Genomic DNA, 13,848 nt, shown 5'->3' with positions numbered 1-13,848 from the left:
ACTCCACGCCCGCCGGGCCGCCCGCGCAGTCACCGCCCGCCGCCGGGCCGCCCCCGCAGTCGCCGCCCGCCGGGCCGCCCGCGGAACGGCGTGCGCGGCCTCGTCCCCGGCCCGGTGCGGACGGGGAAGACTGACGCCGCATGGGGTTCTTCGTCTTCCTGCCGCTCGTGCTCCCGCTCACGGCCTGGCCCCTCACCCGGCTCGCCGAACACCATCTGCATCCCCGCACCGCGACCCGGCTGCTCACCGCCGTGGCCGCTGTGATGGCCGTGTGCAGCACGGTGTGCCTGGGACTGCTGATGGTGGTCGGCACGGCGCAACTGCCCGGCAACCCCCTGCCCGACGGCTGGTCGGACCCGGAGGTGCGCGAGGCCGTCCCCTACGACGAGTTCGCCGGCAAGGCGGCCATCCCCGCACTGCTGGCGGTGGCCCTGGGCTGCGCCCGCACGCTGTGGCGGCACCGCAGGGTGCGCCGCCTGGCACACCGCGCCCTCACCGGGCTGCCGCTCACCGAGGTCGCGGTCCTGCCCGACGGGACGCCGTACGCCTACGCCCTGCCCGGCGGCCGACGCGACCGCATCGTCGTGACCACCGCCCTGCTGGACCGCCTCCAGGCGGCCGAGCGCCGTGCGCTGTTCGCCCACGAACGCGCCCACCTGGCCGCCGGCCACCACCGTCACCTGCTCGCCGTGCGGCTGGCGGCGCAGGCCAACCCGTTCCTGCGGCCGCTGCGGACGGCCGTCGCCTACACGGCCGAGCGCTGGGCCGACGAGGACGCCGCCCGGGCCGTCGGCAGCCGTCGTACCGTGGCGCGGGCGATCGGCAGGGCCGCGCTGGTCTCCCACGGCGCGCCCCACGCCACGCTCGCCGGCTTCGCCGCGCCGGGGCCCGTGCCCCGCCGGGTGACGGCCCTGCTCGGGCCCGCCCCGGCGGCGCGGCGCCCACCGTCGTTCTTCACGGCCGCGGGCCTGGCGGTCTGGGGGGCGGCCGCCGGGACGGCCGCGTCGGCGATGTCGTCGGCGAACGCGGCCGTGACCATGCTCGTCATCCTGCGCGCCGCGACGCCCCTGTGACCGCACCGGGAACACGGCCCCGCTCGCGCTCGTTCCTCGCCGTCGTCCGCGACGACGAGGGCCGGCTCACCGGCCTGGGCACCCTGGACGACCTGCTCGCGCGGCTGCTGCACCCGCAGACGACGTGAGGGGGCCGGCCGAGCGGCATGGTTCCCGACCGCCCGGGAGCCGCGGACGGAGGGGCGGAGTGTGCGATGCCGCTCCGCCACCCCGCCCTCGCGGATCGGACGGGTCAGCTCGCGCTGCAGGAGACGGTGGGCCAGGTCCAGTTGCCGTTGGGCTGGACGGTGACGCCGAAGGTGTTGCCGCTGCCGTTGGGTTTGGCGGTCAGCACCTGGGCGCTGGGGTAACTGGCGGTGGTGTTCCAGGTGGAGAGGACCTTGGCGGGGGAGGGGATGTTCATGGTGACGGTCCAGTTGCTGGATCCGCTGACGGTGACGTTGAGGTTGTACCGGTCGCTCCACTGCTGACCCGCGGAGAGCGTCGCGGAGCAGGCCCCGCCGCCGCCGCCCCCACCGCCGCCGCCGTCGGGGGCGACGGCGCGGCCGGTCTGCGGGGAGATCATCCCGGCGCACAGGCCGCGGGCGGCCAGCCCCTGTGCGATCCGAGGGATCGCGGCGATCGTGTTGGCCGGCCAGTCGTGCATGAGGATGACCTGGCCGTTGGTGAGCCGGCCCGCGGCCTGCACGATCGCGTCGGTGCTCGCGCCGTTCCAGTCCTGCGAGTCCACGTCCCAGATGATCTCGGTCAGGCCGTACCTGGCCTCGACGGCGCGCACCGTGGAGTTGGTCTCGCCGTACGGCGGCCGGAACAGTTTCGGCGTGCCGCCGCCCGCGCCGGCGATCGCCTGCTGGGTGCGGGAGATCTCCGAGTCGATCTGCGACTGGCTCTGCTGGGTCAGGTGCGGATGGGTGTAGCTGTGGTTGCCGACCCACATCCCGGCGTCGACCTGGGCCCGCACCTGGGCCGGGCGGGCCGCGGCGTACTGGCCCTCGTTGAACATCGTGGCCCGCAGCCCGTTCTGCCTGAGGGCGTTGAGCAGGGCCGACGTGGAGCCGGACGGCCCGTCGTCGAAGGTGAGCCCGACGTATCCGTTGCAGGCGGCGGCCTGCGCCGGAGCGGCGGCCTGGACGGTGAGGGCGCAGGCGGCGGCCGTCGCGAGGACGGCCAGCCTGGTGACCAGGGCGCGTAAGAAGTGTCGTGGTCTGATGCTCATACGGAGTGGTCCTCCAGTCTGAGGCGAGGGTGTGGGAGTCAGCTCGCGCTGCAGGAGACGGTGGGCCAGGTCCAGTTGCCGTTGGGCTGGACGGTGACGCCGAAGGTGTTGCCGCTGCCGTTGGGTTTGGCGGTCAGCACCTGGGCGCTGGGGTAACTGGCGGCGGTGTTCCAGGTGGAGAGGACCTTGGCGGGGGAGGGGATGTTCATGGTGACGGTCCAGTTGCTGGATCCGCTGACGGCGACGTTGAGGTTGTACCGGTCGCTCCACTGCTGACCCGCGGAGAGCGTCGCGGAGCACGCCCCGCCACCGCCGCCCCCACCGCCACCGCCGCCGCCCGAACCGGCGTCGCCCAGGGTGATGTTGGAGCTGCCGCTGCTCTGGTAGCCCTCGGTCGCGAGGATCATGTAGTAGTTGAAGCTGCCGAGCGGCATGCCGGCCCGGGCCCAGGCGTCGAAGTGGTTTCCGGTGGTGATGGTGCCGCCCGTGCGCTTCGACTGCCGCACGCTCCAGTACTGGTCGAAGGTCCGGTTGCCCTCGACTGACGGGGCGTTGTACCGCGTCGTCTTGTAGATGTCGTACGTGCCGCCGTCGCTGGTGACGGTGCCCTTGTACGTTCCCGTGGGCCGGTAGGTGCCCCAGTTGTCGACGATGTAGTACTCGACGAGCGGATTCGACGTCCACCCGTACAGGGACAGGTAGGCGTTGCCGGACGGGTTGAAGGAGCCCGAGTACGTCACGCTCCGGCGCCCGCCGTTGCTCCAGCCCTTGCCGGCGACGAAGTTGCCGGTGTTGCGCCAGGACGTGCCGTAGGAGCCCCCGGATCCCAGGTTCATGGACACCGAGCCGGGCGAGTCGGTCCAGAACGAGTAGTAGTAACCGTTGTTGGTGCCGGTCTGGTTCGTGGTGACGACGGTGTCGGCGTACGCGACGCCGGGCGACGTCAACGCGGCGAGGGCGACCAGGACCGTGGTGCAGACGCCGCTGAGGAACAGCCTGAAACGTGCGGGTGCGTTCATGTACGTGTTTCCTCCTCGTCCTCGTGAGGCCGATCCCGCCCGCCAGGCGGAAGCGGCCCCTCGGATTGACCGACAGTTTTGGTATGGCCCTGCCAACTGTCAATACTTTCGGCATTGAATTCGAAACATTCGTAGAAGGCCTCCGTTCCTCACGCGGACGTTTCCGCTGTTCAGGGAGGAGGGAAAGGAAAACCGATCGACAATGATGAGCAAGGCTCACGATAGGAAGATCCCATTACTGGATCAAGAATTCCGAATGTTTCGAAGCTTTTCCGTTCGGTCTGGCCATGGCCGAGGCTCCCGCCCCGCTGCTCTCGCGACCGTTGCGCAACTGCCCCCGCGACAGCTCCGCAGCCGCTCCTGAGAGCGCCCCTGGAACCCTTCCCGCAACCGTTCGTCGAACCGTTCTTCGAACTGTTGTCGTTCGTCCCGTTGACACCATGCGCAACCCCTCTTACTGTCACGCCAACACGCCGACCATGTGACGGTATTTCGAACGGTTGAAGGGCAAGTGCCTTGCGCGCCAACGGAATCAGCCCACGCGTGGTCGGAGCGCCGTGGCGCACCCCGGCGTGCTTACAGGCGCACGCCGCCCACGCGATCACGAGAGCCGGCGGGAGCCGGCTGCCAGGCCGCACCGACGCGCCGACCGCCGATCCGCGCGGCCCCGAGGCGCTTGAGCGCCGCACCGCGCACAGAGCCGGCCGGCACGACCGCCGGTCGTTCCAGCGCGACCCCCCGCTCGTCCGCCGCCCGTGAAGCACGAGCACACCGCGGCCGCCGACGACCTCGGCAGCCCCGTGCGCGTCTTCGAGCCCGCCGGGCGGATCCGCCGCGGCGCACCCCTCTCCCCACCTGAAGTCCGGCCTGTCCAGGGCGTCCAGCACCCATCGGTGCGCGCGGACCCCCCAGCGGTGGGGCCCCGGCCCCGTCCGGGAACAGCGGCACAGCGGGTCCGACCCACCCGCTGCCCCGCCACCGCGACGCACCCTCCCCCACCCGGGGCGTCCCACCGTCCCCAGCCGCCACCGGCACCCCGTCCTCCTCTCAACGACGAGAAGAACAAGGAACGATCACCATGCGCAACCGAAGAGCCGCCCTCGCCACCCTCGCCGGGGCCGCCTCCCTGGCTCTCACCCTGTCCGGCTGCGGAGAGACCACGGCGAGCGGCGGCAAGGCCCACTCCGGTCACGGCACCATCGGCATCGCCATGCCGACCCAGGCCTCCCAGCGCTGGCTCACCGACGGGAAGAGCGTCGTCGACGACCTGAAGGCCAAGGGGTACGACACCAAGCTGGTCTACGGCGAGGACAACCCGAAGACCCAGGTCGCGCAGATCGAGAAGCTGGTCCAGGACGGCGTCGACGCGCTGATCATCGCCGCCATCGACAACAAGTCGCTGAACGGCGTCCTCCAGAAGGCCGCCGCGGAGAAGATCCCGGTGATCTCCTACGACCGGCTCATCCTCAACACCCAGAACGTCGACTACTACGTCTCCTTCGACAACGAACAGGTCGGCCGGCTCCAGGCCCTCTACATCATCGACAAGCTCGGCCTGGAGAAGGGCAAGGGCCCGTTCAACATCGAACTGTTCGCCGGATCCCCCGACGACAACAACACCCAGTTCTTCTTCGACGGCTCGATGCACCTGCTGCAGCCCTACATAGACAGCGGGCAGCTGGTCGTCCGGTCCGGTCAGACCGCGCTCGACAACGTCACCACCCTGCGCTGGGACGGTCCCACCGCGAAGAGGCGCATGGACGTCGTTCTGTCGCAGTCGTACCGCACCAGGAAGGTGGACGCGGTCCTGTCGCCTTACGACGGCATCTCCCTCGGCGTCCTGACGGCGCTGAAGGCGGACGGCTACGGCTCCGGCAGCAAGCCGCTGCCGGTCATCACCGGGCAGGACGCGGAACTGCCCTCGGTGAAGTCGATCATCAAGGGCGAGCAGTCGCAGACCATCTACAAGGACGTCCGTGAACTCGCCTCGGTGGCAGCGGACATGGTCGACGACATACTCAACGACAAGACCCCCAAGGTGAACAACAGGCGCTCCTACAAGAACGGCGTCAAGGCCGTTCCGGCCCACCTGCTCCAGCCCACGAGCGTCGACAAGAGCAACTACGAGTACGTCCTGGTCGCGGGCGGTTACTACAAGGACGCGCAGCTCAAGTAGCGGTGGAGCGCCCATCACGCGGCCCGGGCAGCGGACGGCCGATCGCCCCTGCCCGGGCGCGCCCTCACGCCGTACCCGGCCTCGGAGCGGGGACAACTCAGTGATTTCCCCGATGTGTCCGCAACCGCGGCGTGCGACGGTGGACAGACTTCGGCCGCAGGCGGGCCGACACCGAGGGGAGAACGAATGGGAGCGTCCCAAGAGCGGCGTGCCACCCTGCAGGAGCGAGCCGACGAGCTCGGGCACGCGAGGGGCCGCCGGACCTACGCGATCACGGGAGTGATGGGCGGTCTCAGCCAACTCGCCTGGCGGGGAGCTCTGGTGGTGCTCGTGCTCGCCCTCGGCATGGTCGTCTTCGCCAAGCCCGATTCGGCGTTCCTCAAGGGCGTCGTGCTCGCCGGCCTGTTGCTCGCCCTGATCGGCCTGAGGCTGGCGTGGCGAAGGCTGTCCGCGGGGCGCGGGATGAACAGGTGCCACCTCTACGGCGGCGGCCTGGCCGTCACCGACCTGTCCGGCCGACTGCGGGACGTGGTGGCCTGGAGCGAGGTGACCGAGCTGAAGCGGTCGTCGGGAGCGGTGCTCTTCACCCCCCTCTACCGCGTCGAGCTCGCACGCCGTGCCGCGGAGCCCCTGGCCTTCGTGGTCCCGGCCTACCAGACCGACCTGATCAAAGCCCTTCAGGAACGGGCGAACCAGCACGGCATCGCGCAGAAACAGGTCCGCTACATAGTCTCGTGACGACGACGTCCTCGCCGTCGCCGAGTGCTTCCGCGTGGTCGAGCCCGACGCCCCGGACCGTCCCTGACCCGACAGGGAGGCGGTCGACGGCCGTTCGTCGACGGCCCGTTGATGCTCCTATTGCTCGTCAAGCGGCTTGGAGCCAGTTGCGGCGTGGGCGAGGTCGTCGTCTCGGCGGATTAACGCCGACTTCCTGGTCGGCGACGTGTCGGACCGCGATGCAGGCTGGTACGCGCAGCCGGCCCACGGCGGCTATGACAACTTCTGGACCGACCAGAAGGCCGCCGCCATGCTGGGGTTCTGCAAGACGATGGCCGAGTCCGTGGGCAAGCCGGTGGTCCTGTGGCAGATCCCGGTGGGCAACATGAAGCAGAACAACACCCTCAACCACTACAAGGACGACAAGGTCGACTGGTTCTTCGCGCACATGGACCAGGTGGCGAACGCCCATGTCGTCGGCCTGCTGTTCGGCGCGGGGCAGCAGGAACAGACATCGATCGAGACCGACGGCGGCAACCTGATCAGCAAGACTGTCGCCTATCACAACTCGGGCGGCACAGCGCTCAAGTAGACGCAGGCGCGATCCGGACCCGGCGTCGTCCCGACGCCGGGTCAGGCAGTACGGCCTCGCCCGGCCCGCTTCGGCTGACGTCCCACGGTGAGTGCCCAGCGCACCCGGGAAGGAGCGGTGACGGTGACGGTGCCGCGCTCGCGGGAACGTTGCAGGACCAGTTGGTTGAGGATGCTGGTGACCTCGCCGTCCACACATGTGAGGGGGAAGCTCAATCCGACCGGTTCCACGGACACGGTCAGCACTCCTCTGCCCTGGCATTTCACGACGACCGACAGCTCTCCGGGCTCGATCCCGCCGCGGATTTCCATCTCCCGGTCGCCGCTGACGTTCGCGGCCTGCGCCACGATCTCCCCGTCCGGAAGGTCCGGCGCCTTGGCCACGGTCTCTCCGGGAACGTGCTGGCCGACGCGTGCTGACGACGGCGAGGCCGTAGGAGACGAGGCCGGAGGAGACGAGGCCGCGGAACGCGCCGGGTACGTGCCAGCGGAGGGCCTGGCATGGTCCTTGGCGCCGGCGCAGCCGGCCGCCGCGAGCGCGGCTGCCATTCCTAAGGCTGTCGCGAGGACCCTCAGCCTTCCCACAACTACCACCCGCCCACCCGGCTGTACGACAGCGTGTCTACCCGCCTTGCCCCCAACCTCTCACATACAGGTCGACTTGGCGGTTCCTCGGGAAGCCCCGAAGTGCCTCGTACAGATCACCGTAGGCTGCCCAACAGGCGATGCTGCCGTCGTCGTACAGGCTGCCCATGTGCCAGTCGTCGTCATGACAGGCTTCACGAGGCACAGGCTGTGGAATCCGAGAACGATCTCCGGGTACAGCACCGCGTCGGGCAGCCGGCGTGCCCGTGACCAACCTGATCGGGACGGCCTTCGACGTAGAGGGGCGGCCCGCCGACGTCCGCGACACGGTCATGGCGGTGGATGCGTACGTCCTGGCGTACCAGCTCCCGGCGACGTGATCGCATGACCGGTGTCGGTGGGGTGCTACTGGTCGTGCTTCGGCCAGGTGGGGCCCTGATCGGTCCAGACGACACCCTTGTTGCGGCAGAGGCAGAAGGGGTGGCCGATGGGGTCGACGTAGACGCGGAAACCGTAGCCGTCGGGGCCGATGCAGTCCCGCTGCAGGGTCGCGCCGAGGGCCAGGACGCGGCGCTGTTCGGCCTCGACGTCGTCAACTTCGAAGTCGAGGTGGAACTGCTTGGGGTGCTCGCTGTCGGGCCATTGCGGGGCCCGGTAGTCCTCCACCTGGATGAAGGCCAGTTCGATCTCGCCGAACCGGATACCGGCCCAGTTCTCGTTACTGCTCTCCTTGACCGGGAGCCCCGTCACCTCAGAGTAGAAGGCTGCCAGCTTCATCGTGTCCGGGCAATCGATGATGAAGTCGGTGAGTCGTAGCATCCCGCGATCTTGCCACAAGATCAATGAGCCGGACTTCGAGACGGACCCCTGGGCCTCCGGTGCGAACACGTCGCCGATGTTGTTCCCCATGAAGCCCTCGCGCCGGTCCGGCTTGCCGGTCGCCCAGCCGATGAGCGCCGCATGCACCTTCTCCTGCGAGGCGATCTGCGTCCGGGTCCGGTGGTGCTCAAGCGCCGGAATCCGCCTCCGAGCCGCCCGCCCAACCCGCTGTCCACAAGGCGCCCGAACGTCCCGCCGTCGCGGTCCCGACTGCTCCGGTCGACCATGCCCGCAAGGTCGCTGCCGAACACCGCACTCGCACCGGTACACCGATCGGCACGCCAACCCTTTGTGCCCGCCTCGGCATTCCAGTTCCCATGGCCGAAACCATCGCCGCCCAGCCCTGAAGGTGAAGGCGGGCCCTGTTGGGAGGCTTTACCGCTTCCGCACCACTCGCCGCGTTCCGACAACGGCCGAAATGATCAGTACCTCAAGGCAGCCCGTGGTGATCACGGTGGCCCAGGACTCGCCCAACCACCACCTTGCCCCCACACACGCGAGCCCGAGTACCAACGCGGCCGAACCGAAGGCGGCCAGCCGCCTCGCCCCTTGTGACATGCCGTCATCTACGCATGTTCGCGCGCCCCGGGCAAACGAACAAAGGAAGGAAAACCGGCTGTACCGGCCAACCGCCGCTTCCGCAACGTCACCCGCATCGGCCCCGTTCAGGTCGGCACCGCCCACGACCACCGCGACCGCGAGAAGCACACCGCCGGACCTCGACCTCGACAACCTCGTCCCCTACGTCCGCCAGTAGACGCAGCGCCGTCGCGGCGTCCTCTACGACGACGATCCCGAGAGCCGTCGCCGTCGTGTCGTCCTGCTGCCCGCGCTGTGCCTGTCAGGAGTCGGGCTACGTCATCACCATCCGTACCGGTCGTCAGGTCGGGCCGCGGAACGTCTACCGCTCCTTCACCCGCGTCGCCCAGTCCGCCGGCCTCCGCGTCATCCGGCTGCACGACGCTCGCCAGGCCCGGCCACGCTCCTCACGGCGGCCGGGGTCGCGCCCCGCGTAGTAATGGAGATCCTCGGGCACAGTCAGATCAGCATCACCATGGACGTGTCCATGCACGTCGTGCAGGACACGCCGCGCGAGGCCATGAGCCACATGGACTGGCTGCTGCGGAGGCGTCCCGGTCGTCAGTGACCGTCGCCGTTGATGTCAGATCTGGATGTCAGAAGGGGGCCACCTCCGAAAAATCGGAGGTGGCCCCCTTCTGAACTGGTGCCCCCGGCAGGATTCGAACCTGCGACACCCGCTTTAGGAGCGAGGTTGGGCGATTACGGGTGTGACCTGGGAATCCCGGCCTTGGGCAGCACGGGGCAGCGCGTGCCCTGGCGAACCTCGATTCCCCGCGAGTCCCCGTCCGTTCTGGCACGGAAGTGGCACGCCTACTGAGCCCTCGTGTCCTGAGCGCCCCCTTCGCTTCTGAGTACGTGTACTCATGCGCGGCACGGACCAGGCCAGCATGCTGGGCTGCGATTAATCGGCGGCCTGGCGACTGCGAATAACCGGGGTGGGCATGCAACGCAGGAGTACGCCGTATGTCGGCGCGCAGGTGATGATCGGCATACTGCTGCTCGCCATAGACCTGGTGTACATCGTCGGGCTCTGGTACTGGTGTGGACTCGGGGGATCGACCGACGACGGCAGTATTGCGCCCGAAACGCAGATGCTCGCACAACGGATAATGTGGTACTTAGCCTGTGGCGCCGTAGTCACGGGCGGTGGCCTTCTGGCCTTGCGATGGCGCATCCCTGGCGCGGTGCAGCTCATCGTCCTGGGCATCGGAGCACTCGAGTTCCACGCCCTGGCCACTCGTCACTAGCGCACGGTGCCCGGCCCTTCAAGCTGGCGACTACCGGGCAGAACAACGACGACCCGGACATGGCCCGGAGACGCCGCCTGGCCGCCCCGGAGGGACCCGCCTAGGTGATCCTCGGCATCCTCGTAGGGCGGGGCGCCACCAAACGGTGACTACACCTCGTGCCGTGTCCAACTTTGAGGTCTGGCCTCATCTTTATCAGGTCGATCACGGGACCCCTGGGCGTGGCAGGGAAGCCGGCCCGGCGCCGATGTCATGGCCGCTTGGAACCGCTCCCGTCCCGCCATGTACGCGGCTGTTGGTGTCAGCCGCTGGTGTCACCTTCTACAGGCGGACTTGACAAGCGTAACTAACTCGGCTTGAAGGGCCAATGGCGGCAGGGGGCATTCAACCAGCGTCCTGCTCACGGGATCGGCGCCGCTTCGGTCGAGGGCGGATGTGGTCGAGGATGGTGCATGCAATGGTCACCACGCCAATCACCAACATGCCGGCAGAAACCATCTGCAGCATCCCTTGTCCATATCGGGCCTGGTAGCCGAACCAAGCCAGGGCGATGCAGGTCATCAGACGCTCGCCGAATCTCCTTAGGCGCGGTTCCATGCGCACTCCCCCGAGTCAGGTACGCCCGCAAGCTGGGCCACCTGAGTGTGGCATGGACCTGCCCGTTTCCTGCACCCACCACTCTCCCCAACTCCCATCCCGTCCGCCGTCGGCCCACACACCGTGGAGCGGGCGTGGTTTAGGGGCGTCAAGGTGGAGCGCGCCACTGTACGAACGACCTTGACGCCCCTGGGCCGCGTCTGCTCGGCTCTGCCTGGGTCGACGGTGGACGGGATGGGAGCCCCCCCACGTGCGCCACAACGAACCCGCAGTCGGCGACGGCGCCCCCTCCATCCCGGTGCTGGCCGATCCTCCGCCGGAGGTATTGCCTTGACCGCGGGCCGCTCTATGCGGTGATCGGCTCATGGCCACCGGCCCTATCCACATGTGGGCGCGCGTCGGCGCAGCGCGGGCGGAGCGGAAGGCAGGAGCGCAGACCGCAGCGGAGCCGGGAGCGCGCCCGGCGGAGCGGAGCGCAGCCGGGGCTTGATGAGGTAGAGAAATCCGTAACTCGGGCTTGCCCAGGGGCGGTTCAGGCGTCCGACTGTCACTTTTACTGACAGTGCCATGGATTGGGGTGGGTACCTTCGTAGTGTCGAAGGGAACCCATGATGGCTGAACTGACCACGGGGTACCCCGACCGGCTGCTCGCCCGGTGGGCTCACATGCTCGGCTTCCGCGGGCGCTTCTCCACCAAGTCCCGCCGCTACTCCACCACTCTCAGCGCCCTGCGCCGGGTCCGCGCCGACTACCGCGCCCGGCAGGAACGCCGCGAACGCGGGCTCTCCGAAGACCTCGACGACTCGGAGGGCTCCACGCTCGTGCTCGCCCACTGGACCTACGCCGGACAAGGCCACACCCCCGGGGAATCCTGGCTCGCCGAAACGATCGCGAAGGACATCCGACTGAACCGAGAGACAGCACGAGAAGCCCTGGCCGACATGCCGGATCCGGAGATTGAGGGGGAGTGGTGAGAGTGGATCGACTTCTCACGGTTCAGCAGGTCGCCGAAGTGCTCGGTACGGGCGTGCGCTTCCCCCGGCGCTTGATCGAGGAACGCCGGATCACCTTCGTGAGGGTGGGGCGACACGTCCGCATTCCTGAGAGCGTCCTGACCGCTTACGTCGCTGAGCACACGGTGCAGCCGGTGACGCTCCGTTCTGTCGTGTTCCGGAGGGCTGCCTGATGGCGAACAGTCAGGGTCGACGTCGCCGGTTCGGTTCTGTCCGGCAGCTCAAGTCCGGCCGTTGGCAGGTCCGTTACCGCGACCCGAACACGGGTCAGCTCCGTAGCGCAGAGCAGACGTACGCCACCAAGACAGACGCGGAAGTCGCGCTGACGGTCATCGAGGCAGATATTTCCCGTGGCCAGTGGTCCGATCCCGACGCGGGCAAAGTCCAGTTTGGCGAGTACGCCCACGGCGTGGCTCAAGGATCGCAAGCTTCCTGCCCGTTCGCGCGAGCGGCACGAGTCGGTGATCCGGCTTCACCTGCTGCCCACGTTCGGTGAGCGTGAGCTCTCCTCGATCACCACGGGGCAGGTGCGGGCCTGGCGTACGGTGTGCCTGACACGGACCGGTGAGCCGACCGTGGTGAAGGCGTATCAGATCCTGCGGGCGATCCTGAACACGGCCGTTGACGATGAGCTGATCGGCCGCAACCCGTGCCGGATCAAGGGTGCCGACCGATACGACGTGCCAGAACGGCCTGTCCTCACGGTGGCAGAGGTCTACGCCGTGGCCGACGCGATCGCCCCCCGCTATCGGCCGCTCGTCCTCCTGGCCGCGTTCACCGGACTGCGCTTCGGAGAGATGGCCTCGCTCCGCCGGCGGGACGTCGACACCGAGCATGCCGCGCTCATGGTCCGCCGCTCCCAGGCAGAAATGCAGACGGGCGCGCTCTTCGACAAGGCACCCAAGTCCGATGCCGGGGTCCGGCCGGTGGCCTTCCCGTCCGAACTCCTGCCGGAGGTGAAGCGGCATCGGCGGCCGGAGCCGACGCGGCCGCTTGACGGGTTCGCCGGGGCCGGGAAGGATGCCCACGTCTTCCTCGGGTCCCAGGGCGGCCGGTTGCGGCGGAGCAATTTCCGGGACGACTGGATCGAGGCGCGGACCAAAGCGGGCATCGTCGCGGACGTGCACTTTCACGATCTTCGACACACGGGCAACACGCTGGCGGCGTCCGGTGCGAGTCTGCGTGAGCTGATGACCAGGCTGGGTCATAGCCCCCCCGCGGCGCTGATCTATCAGCATGAGGTCAGTGGCCGTGACCGCGAGATCGCCGATCGGCTCGGCTCGATGATCCGCAAGACGCGGGGCGACGTGGATTCCTAGTGGACTTTGTGGCACGGGCGTGGCGCGGCCGTGATCACGAGAAAGGGCCAGTTCGAGAGGATCAAACCTCTGAACTGGCCCTTAGTCGTGTGCCCCCGGCAGGATTCGAACCTGCGACACCCGCTTTAGGAGATCTTTCGGCGCGTGCATGCACCGGTGTCTTGAGGTTCTTTAGCTGCCTGATGCGTCTTCGGTTGTTCTTGACGGTGCAGCGATGTGCACCAGCGTTGCCGTCACGAACCGCCGTCAGAGCTGCACGTCGGCCCGAGCTAGCGCGTCAGCCACACCAGCTGGAGGTTGCCGACGGCAGGACGGGTTATGCGGATCTGATTGCCGTATGACGTGGTGCGGCCCGAGAGGTCGGTGCAGAAGACATAGGCAAAGGCCTTTTCGCCATTCTTGGGAACACGGTGGAAGGACACTGAGTAGACCCCGAAAAGGCCGGGGGCCTTACCTGCGACGTGATCGTCTGCAGCTTCCCCATTGGCTGCCTGGATTAGAACTCGGGTGACAACTGTATTTGGACCGCAGGCCGCTGCCCTACCGCCGACGGTGACGTTTGGGCTGTTGGGTGAGGCCGCTGCTGGAGTCAAGGTTGCAGTGCCACAGGCTATGGCGGCGCAAAGCGAAGCTCCAGCCACGCAAATTCTTCTCATGTGCTTACCCATACGGCTACTCCCTAACGCTGTGAATGATCAGCGGTGTGGTGTCGCTGCTGGGATATCCCTCCCTTCCAGGCAACCACATTCACTCTGGTGGTGCACCTGGAGGTCGCCGTTATTGAAGGGTCAACAGGCCGTATGGCGAGGGGCGTTGCTGGCGCTGACGTAGCCC

At 68.2% G+C, this 13,848-nt stretch carries 12 protein-coding genes and 6 pseudogenes; 13 read left to right on the top strand and 5 right to left on the bottom strand.

Annotated features, from left to right (window positions below):
- Positions 1-140 precede the first annotated feature (140 nt).
- Together Sri02f_RS07055 and Sri02f_RS43590 are read left to right on the top strand one after the other, a co-directional pair.
- Entirely contained in the window at positions 141-1,073 is a 933-nt protein-coding gene (locus Sri02f_RS07055) for a M56 family metallopeptidase (RefSeq protein ID WP_109000228.1), read from the top strand.
- Positions 1,070-1,201, top strand: a complete 132-nt coding sequence (locus tag Sri02f_RS43590; RefSeq protein WP_281261883.1) for a hypothetical protein — start codon at positions 1,070-1,072, stop codon at positions 1,199-1,201. Before Sri02f_RS07055 ends, Sri02f_RS43590 begins: the two co-directional genes overlap by 4 nt.
- A gap of 104 nt (positions 1,202-1,305) precedes the next feature.
- Here Sri02f_RS43590 and Sri02f_RS07050 read toward each other — a convergent pair whose 3' ends face one another.
- Both Sri02f_RS07050 and xynA read right to left on the bottom strand, forming a co-directional pair.
- Positions 1,306-2,289, bottom strand: coding sequence for a polysaccharide deacetylase family protein (locus Sri02f_RS07050; RefSeq protein WP_109000227.1), 984 nt, complete (start codon positions 2,287-2,289; stop codon positions 1,306-1,308).
- Positions 2,290-2,327: 38 nt separating this feature from the next.
- Entirely contained in the window at positions 2,328-3,308 is a 981-nt protein-coding gene (gene xynA, locus Sri02f_RS07045) for an endo-1,4-beta-xylanase XynA (protein WP_109000226.1), read from the bottom strand.
- 1,078 nt (positions 3,309-4,386) lie between these two features.
- Between xynA and chvE the strand changes: the two genes are divergently transcribed.
- The 3 genes from chvE (at position 4,387) to Sri02f_RS07030 (ending at position 6,793) form a co-directional block, all read left to right on the top strand.
- Positions 4,387-5,484, top strand: coding sequence for a multiple monosaccharide ABC transporter substrate-binding protein (gene chvE, locus Sri02f_RS07040; protein ID WP_109000225.1), 1,098 nt, complete (start codon positions 4,387-4,389; stop codon positions 5,482-5,484).
- Positions 5,485-5,670: 186 nt separating this feature from the next.
- Positions 5,671-6,222: a hypothetical protein gene (locus tag Sri02f_RS07035; protein ID WP_109000224.1), complete on the top strand. Its 552-nt coding sequence runs from the start codon at positions 5,671-5,673 to the stop codon at positions 6,220-6,222.
- Positions 6,223-6,427: 205 nt separating this feature from the next.
- Positions 6,428-6,793, top strand: coding sequence for a hypothetical protein (locus tag Sri02f_RS07030; protein ID WP_245970493.1), 366 nt, complete (start codon positions 6,428-6,430; stop codon positions 6,791-6,793).
- A gap of 41 nt (positions 6,794-6,834) precedes the next feature.
- On the opposite strand, the gene Sri02f_RS07025 is transcribed toward Sri02f_RS07030, so the two are convergent.
- Positions 6,835-7,176 carry a hypothetical protein gene (locus Sri02f_RS07025; protein ID WP_245970491.1) on the bottom strand — a complete coding sequence of 114 codons (342 nt, stop codon included), beginning with the start codon at positions 7,174-7,176 and terminating at the stop codon, positions 6,835-6,837.
- Between the two features lie 416 nt (positions 7,177-7,592).
- Between Sri02f_RS07025 and Sri02f_RS07020 the strand changes: the two are divergent.
- Positions 7,593-7,757, top strand: a pseudogene (locus Sri02f_RS07020) (GntR family transcriptional regulator); the annotation flags it as partial.
- Between the two features lie 25 nt (positions 7,758-7,782).
- On the opposite strand, the gene Sri02f_RS07015 reads toward Sri02f_RS07020, so the two are convergent.
- Positions 7,783-8,196, bottom strand: a complete 414-nt coding sequence (locus Sri02f_RS07015) for a VOC family protein (RefSeq protein ID WP_109000463.1) — start codon at positions 8,194-8,196, stop codon at positions 7,783-7,785.
- Between the two features lie 194 nt (positions 8,197-8,390).
- Here Sri02f_RS07015 and Sri02f_RS42565 point away from each other — a divergent pair.
- From Sri02f_RS42565 to Sri02f_RS06995, 4 genes and pseudogenes are all read left to right on the top strand, one after another.
- Positions 8,391-8,603: pseudogene (locus Sri02f_RS42565) on the top strand (DUF2637 domain-containing protein); the annotation flags it as partial.
- Between the two features lie 277 nt (positions 8,604-8,880).
- Positions 8,881-8,970 (top strand): annotated as a pseudogene (locus Sri02f_RS42560) (mobile element transfer protein); the annotation flags it as partial.
- Position 8,971: 1 nt separating this feature from the next.
- Positions 8,972-9,403, top strand: a pseudogene (locus Sri02f_RS07005) (tyrosine-type recombinase/integrase); the annotation flags it as partial.
- A gap of 376 nt (positions 9,404-9,779) precedes the next feature.
- On the top strand, positions 9,780-10,085 hold the full coding sequence (locus tag Sri02f_RS06995; protein WP_159106669.1) for a hypothetical protein: 306 nt from the start codon (positions 9,780-9,782) through the stop codon (positions 10,083-10,085).
- 384 nt (positions 10,086-10,469) lie between these two features.
- Here Sri02f_RS06995 and Sri02f_RS41095 read toward each other — a convergent pair whose 3' ends face one another.
- Positions 10,470-10,682, bottom strand: a complete 213-nt coding sequence (locus Sri02f_RS41095) for a hypothetical protein (RefSeq protein WP_159106668.1) — start codon at positions 10,680-10,682, stop codon at positions 10,470-10,472.
- A 620-nt stretch (positions 10,683-11,302) separates the two neighbouring features.
- On the opposite strand from Sri02f_RS41095, the pseudogene Sri02f_RS06985 reads away from it, so the two are divergent.
- The 3 genes and pseudogenes from Sri02f_RS06985 to Sri02f_RS06975 all read left to right on the top strand — a co-directional run.
- A pseudogene (locus Sri02f_RS06985) lies at positions 11,303-11,656 on the top strand (replication initiator); the annotation flags it as partial.
- Positions 11,650-11,868 carry an excisionase family DNA-binding protein gene (locus Sri02f_RS06980; protein WP_167467501.1) on the top strand — a complete coding sequence of 73 codons (219 nt, stop codon included), beginning with the start codon at positions 11,650-11,652 and terminating at the stop codon, positions 11,866-11,868. The pseudogene Sri02f_RS06985 and the gene Sri02f_RS06980, both read left to right, overlap by 7 nt.
- Positions 11,868-13,014 (top strand): annotated as a pseudogene (locus Sri02f_RS06975) (tyrosine-type recombinase/integrase). The gene Sri02f_RS06980 and the pseudogene Sri02f_RS06975 overlap by 1 nt, the downstream one beginning before the upstream one ends.
- Positions 13,015-13,848 lie beyond the last annotated feature (834 nt).

The organism is Streptomyces rishiriensis, from assembly GCF_003112535.1.
GTDB lineage: Bacteria > Actinomycetota > Actinomycetes > Streptomycetales > Streptomycetaceae > Streptomyces > Streptomyces rishiriensis.
Note: the sequence above shows the minus strand (reverse complement) of the source record. Positions and strands in the feature narration are given on the sequence as shown.

Bases quoted from the DNA above. Each gene is read 5' to 3' on its own strand.
- Sri02f_RS07055 (WP_109000228.1), top strand. From the start codon at position 141: ATGGGGTTCTTCGTCTTCCTGCCGCTCGTGCTCCCGCTCACGGCCTGG.
- Sri02f_RS07050 (WP_109000227.1), bottom strand. From the start codon at position 2,289: ATGAGCATCAGACCACGACACTTCTTACGCGCCCTGGTCACCAGGCTG.
- xynA (WP_109000226.1), bottom strand. From the start codon at position 3,308: ATGAACGCACCCGCACGTTTCAGGCTGTTCCTCAGCGGCGTCTGCACC.
- chvE (WP_109000225.1), top strand. From the start codon at position 4,387: ATGCGCAACCGAAGAGCCGCCCTCGCCACCCTCGCCGGGGCCGCCTCC.
- Sri02f_RS07035 (WP_109000224.1), top strand. From the start codon at position 5,671: ATGGGAGCGTCCCAAGAGCGGCGTGCCACCCTGCAGGAGCGAGCCGAC.
- Sri02f_RS07015 (WP_109000463.1), bottom strand. From the start codon at position 8,196: ATGCTACGACTCACCGACTTCATCATCGATTGCCCGGACACGATGAAG.
- Sri02f_RS06995 (WP_159106669.1), top strand. From the start codon at position 9,780: ATGCAACGCAGGAGTACGCCGTATGTCGGCGCGCAGGTGATGATCGGC.
- Sri02f_RS41095 (WP_159106668.1), bottom strand. From the start codon at position 10,682: ATGGAACCGCGCCTAAGGAGATTCGGCGAGCGTCTGATGACCTGCATC.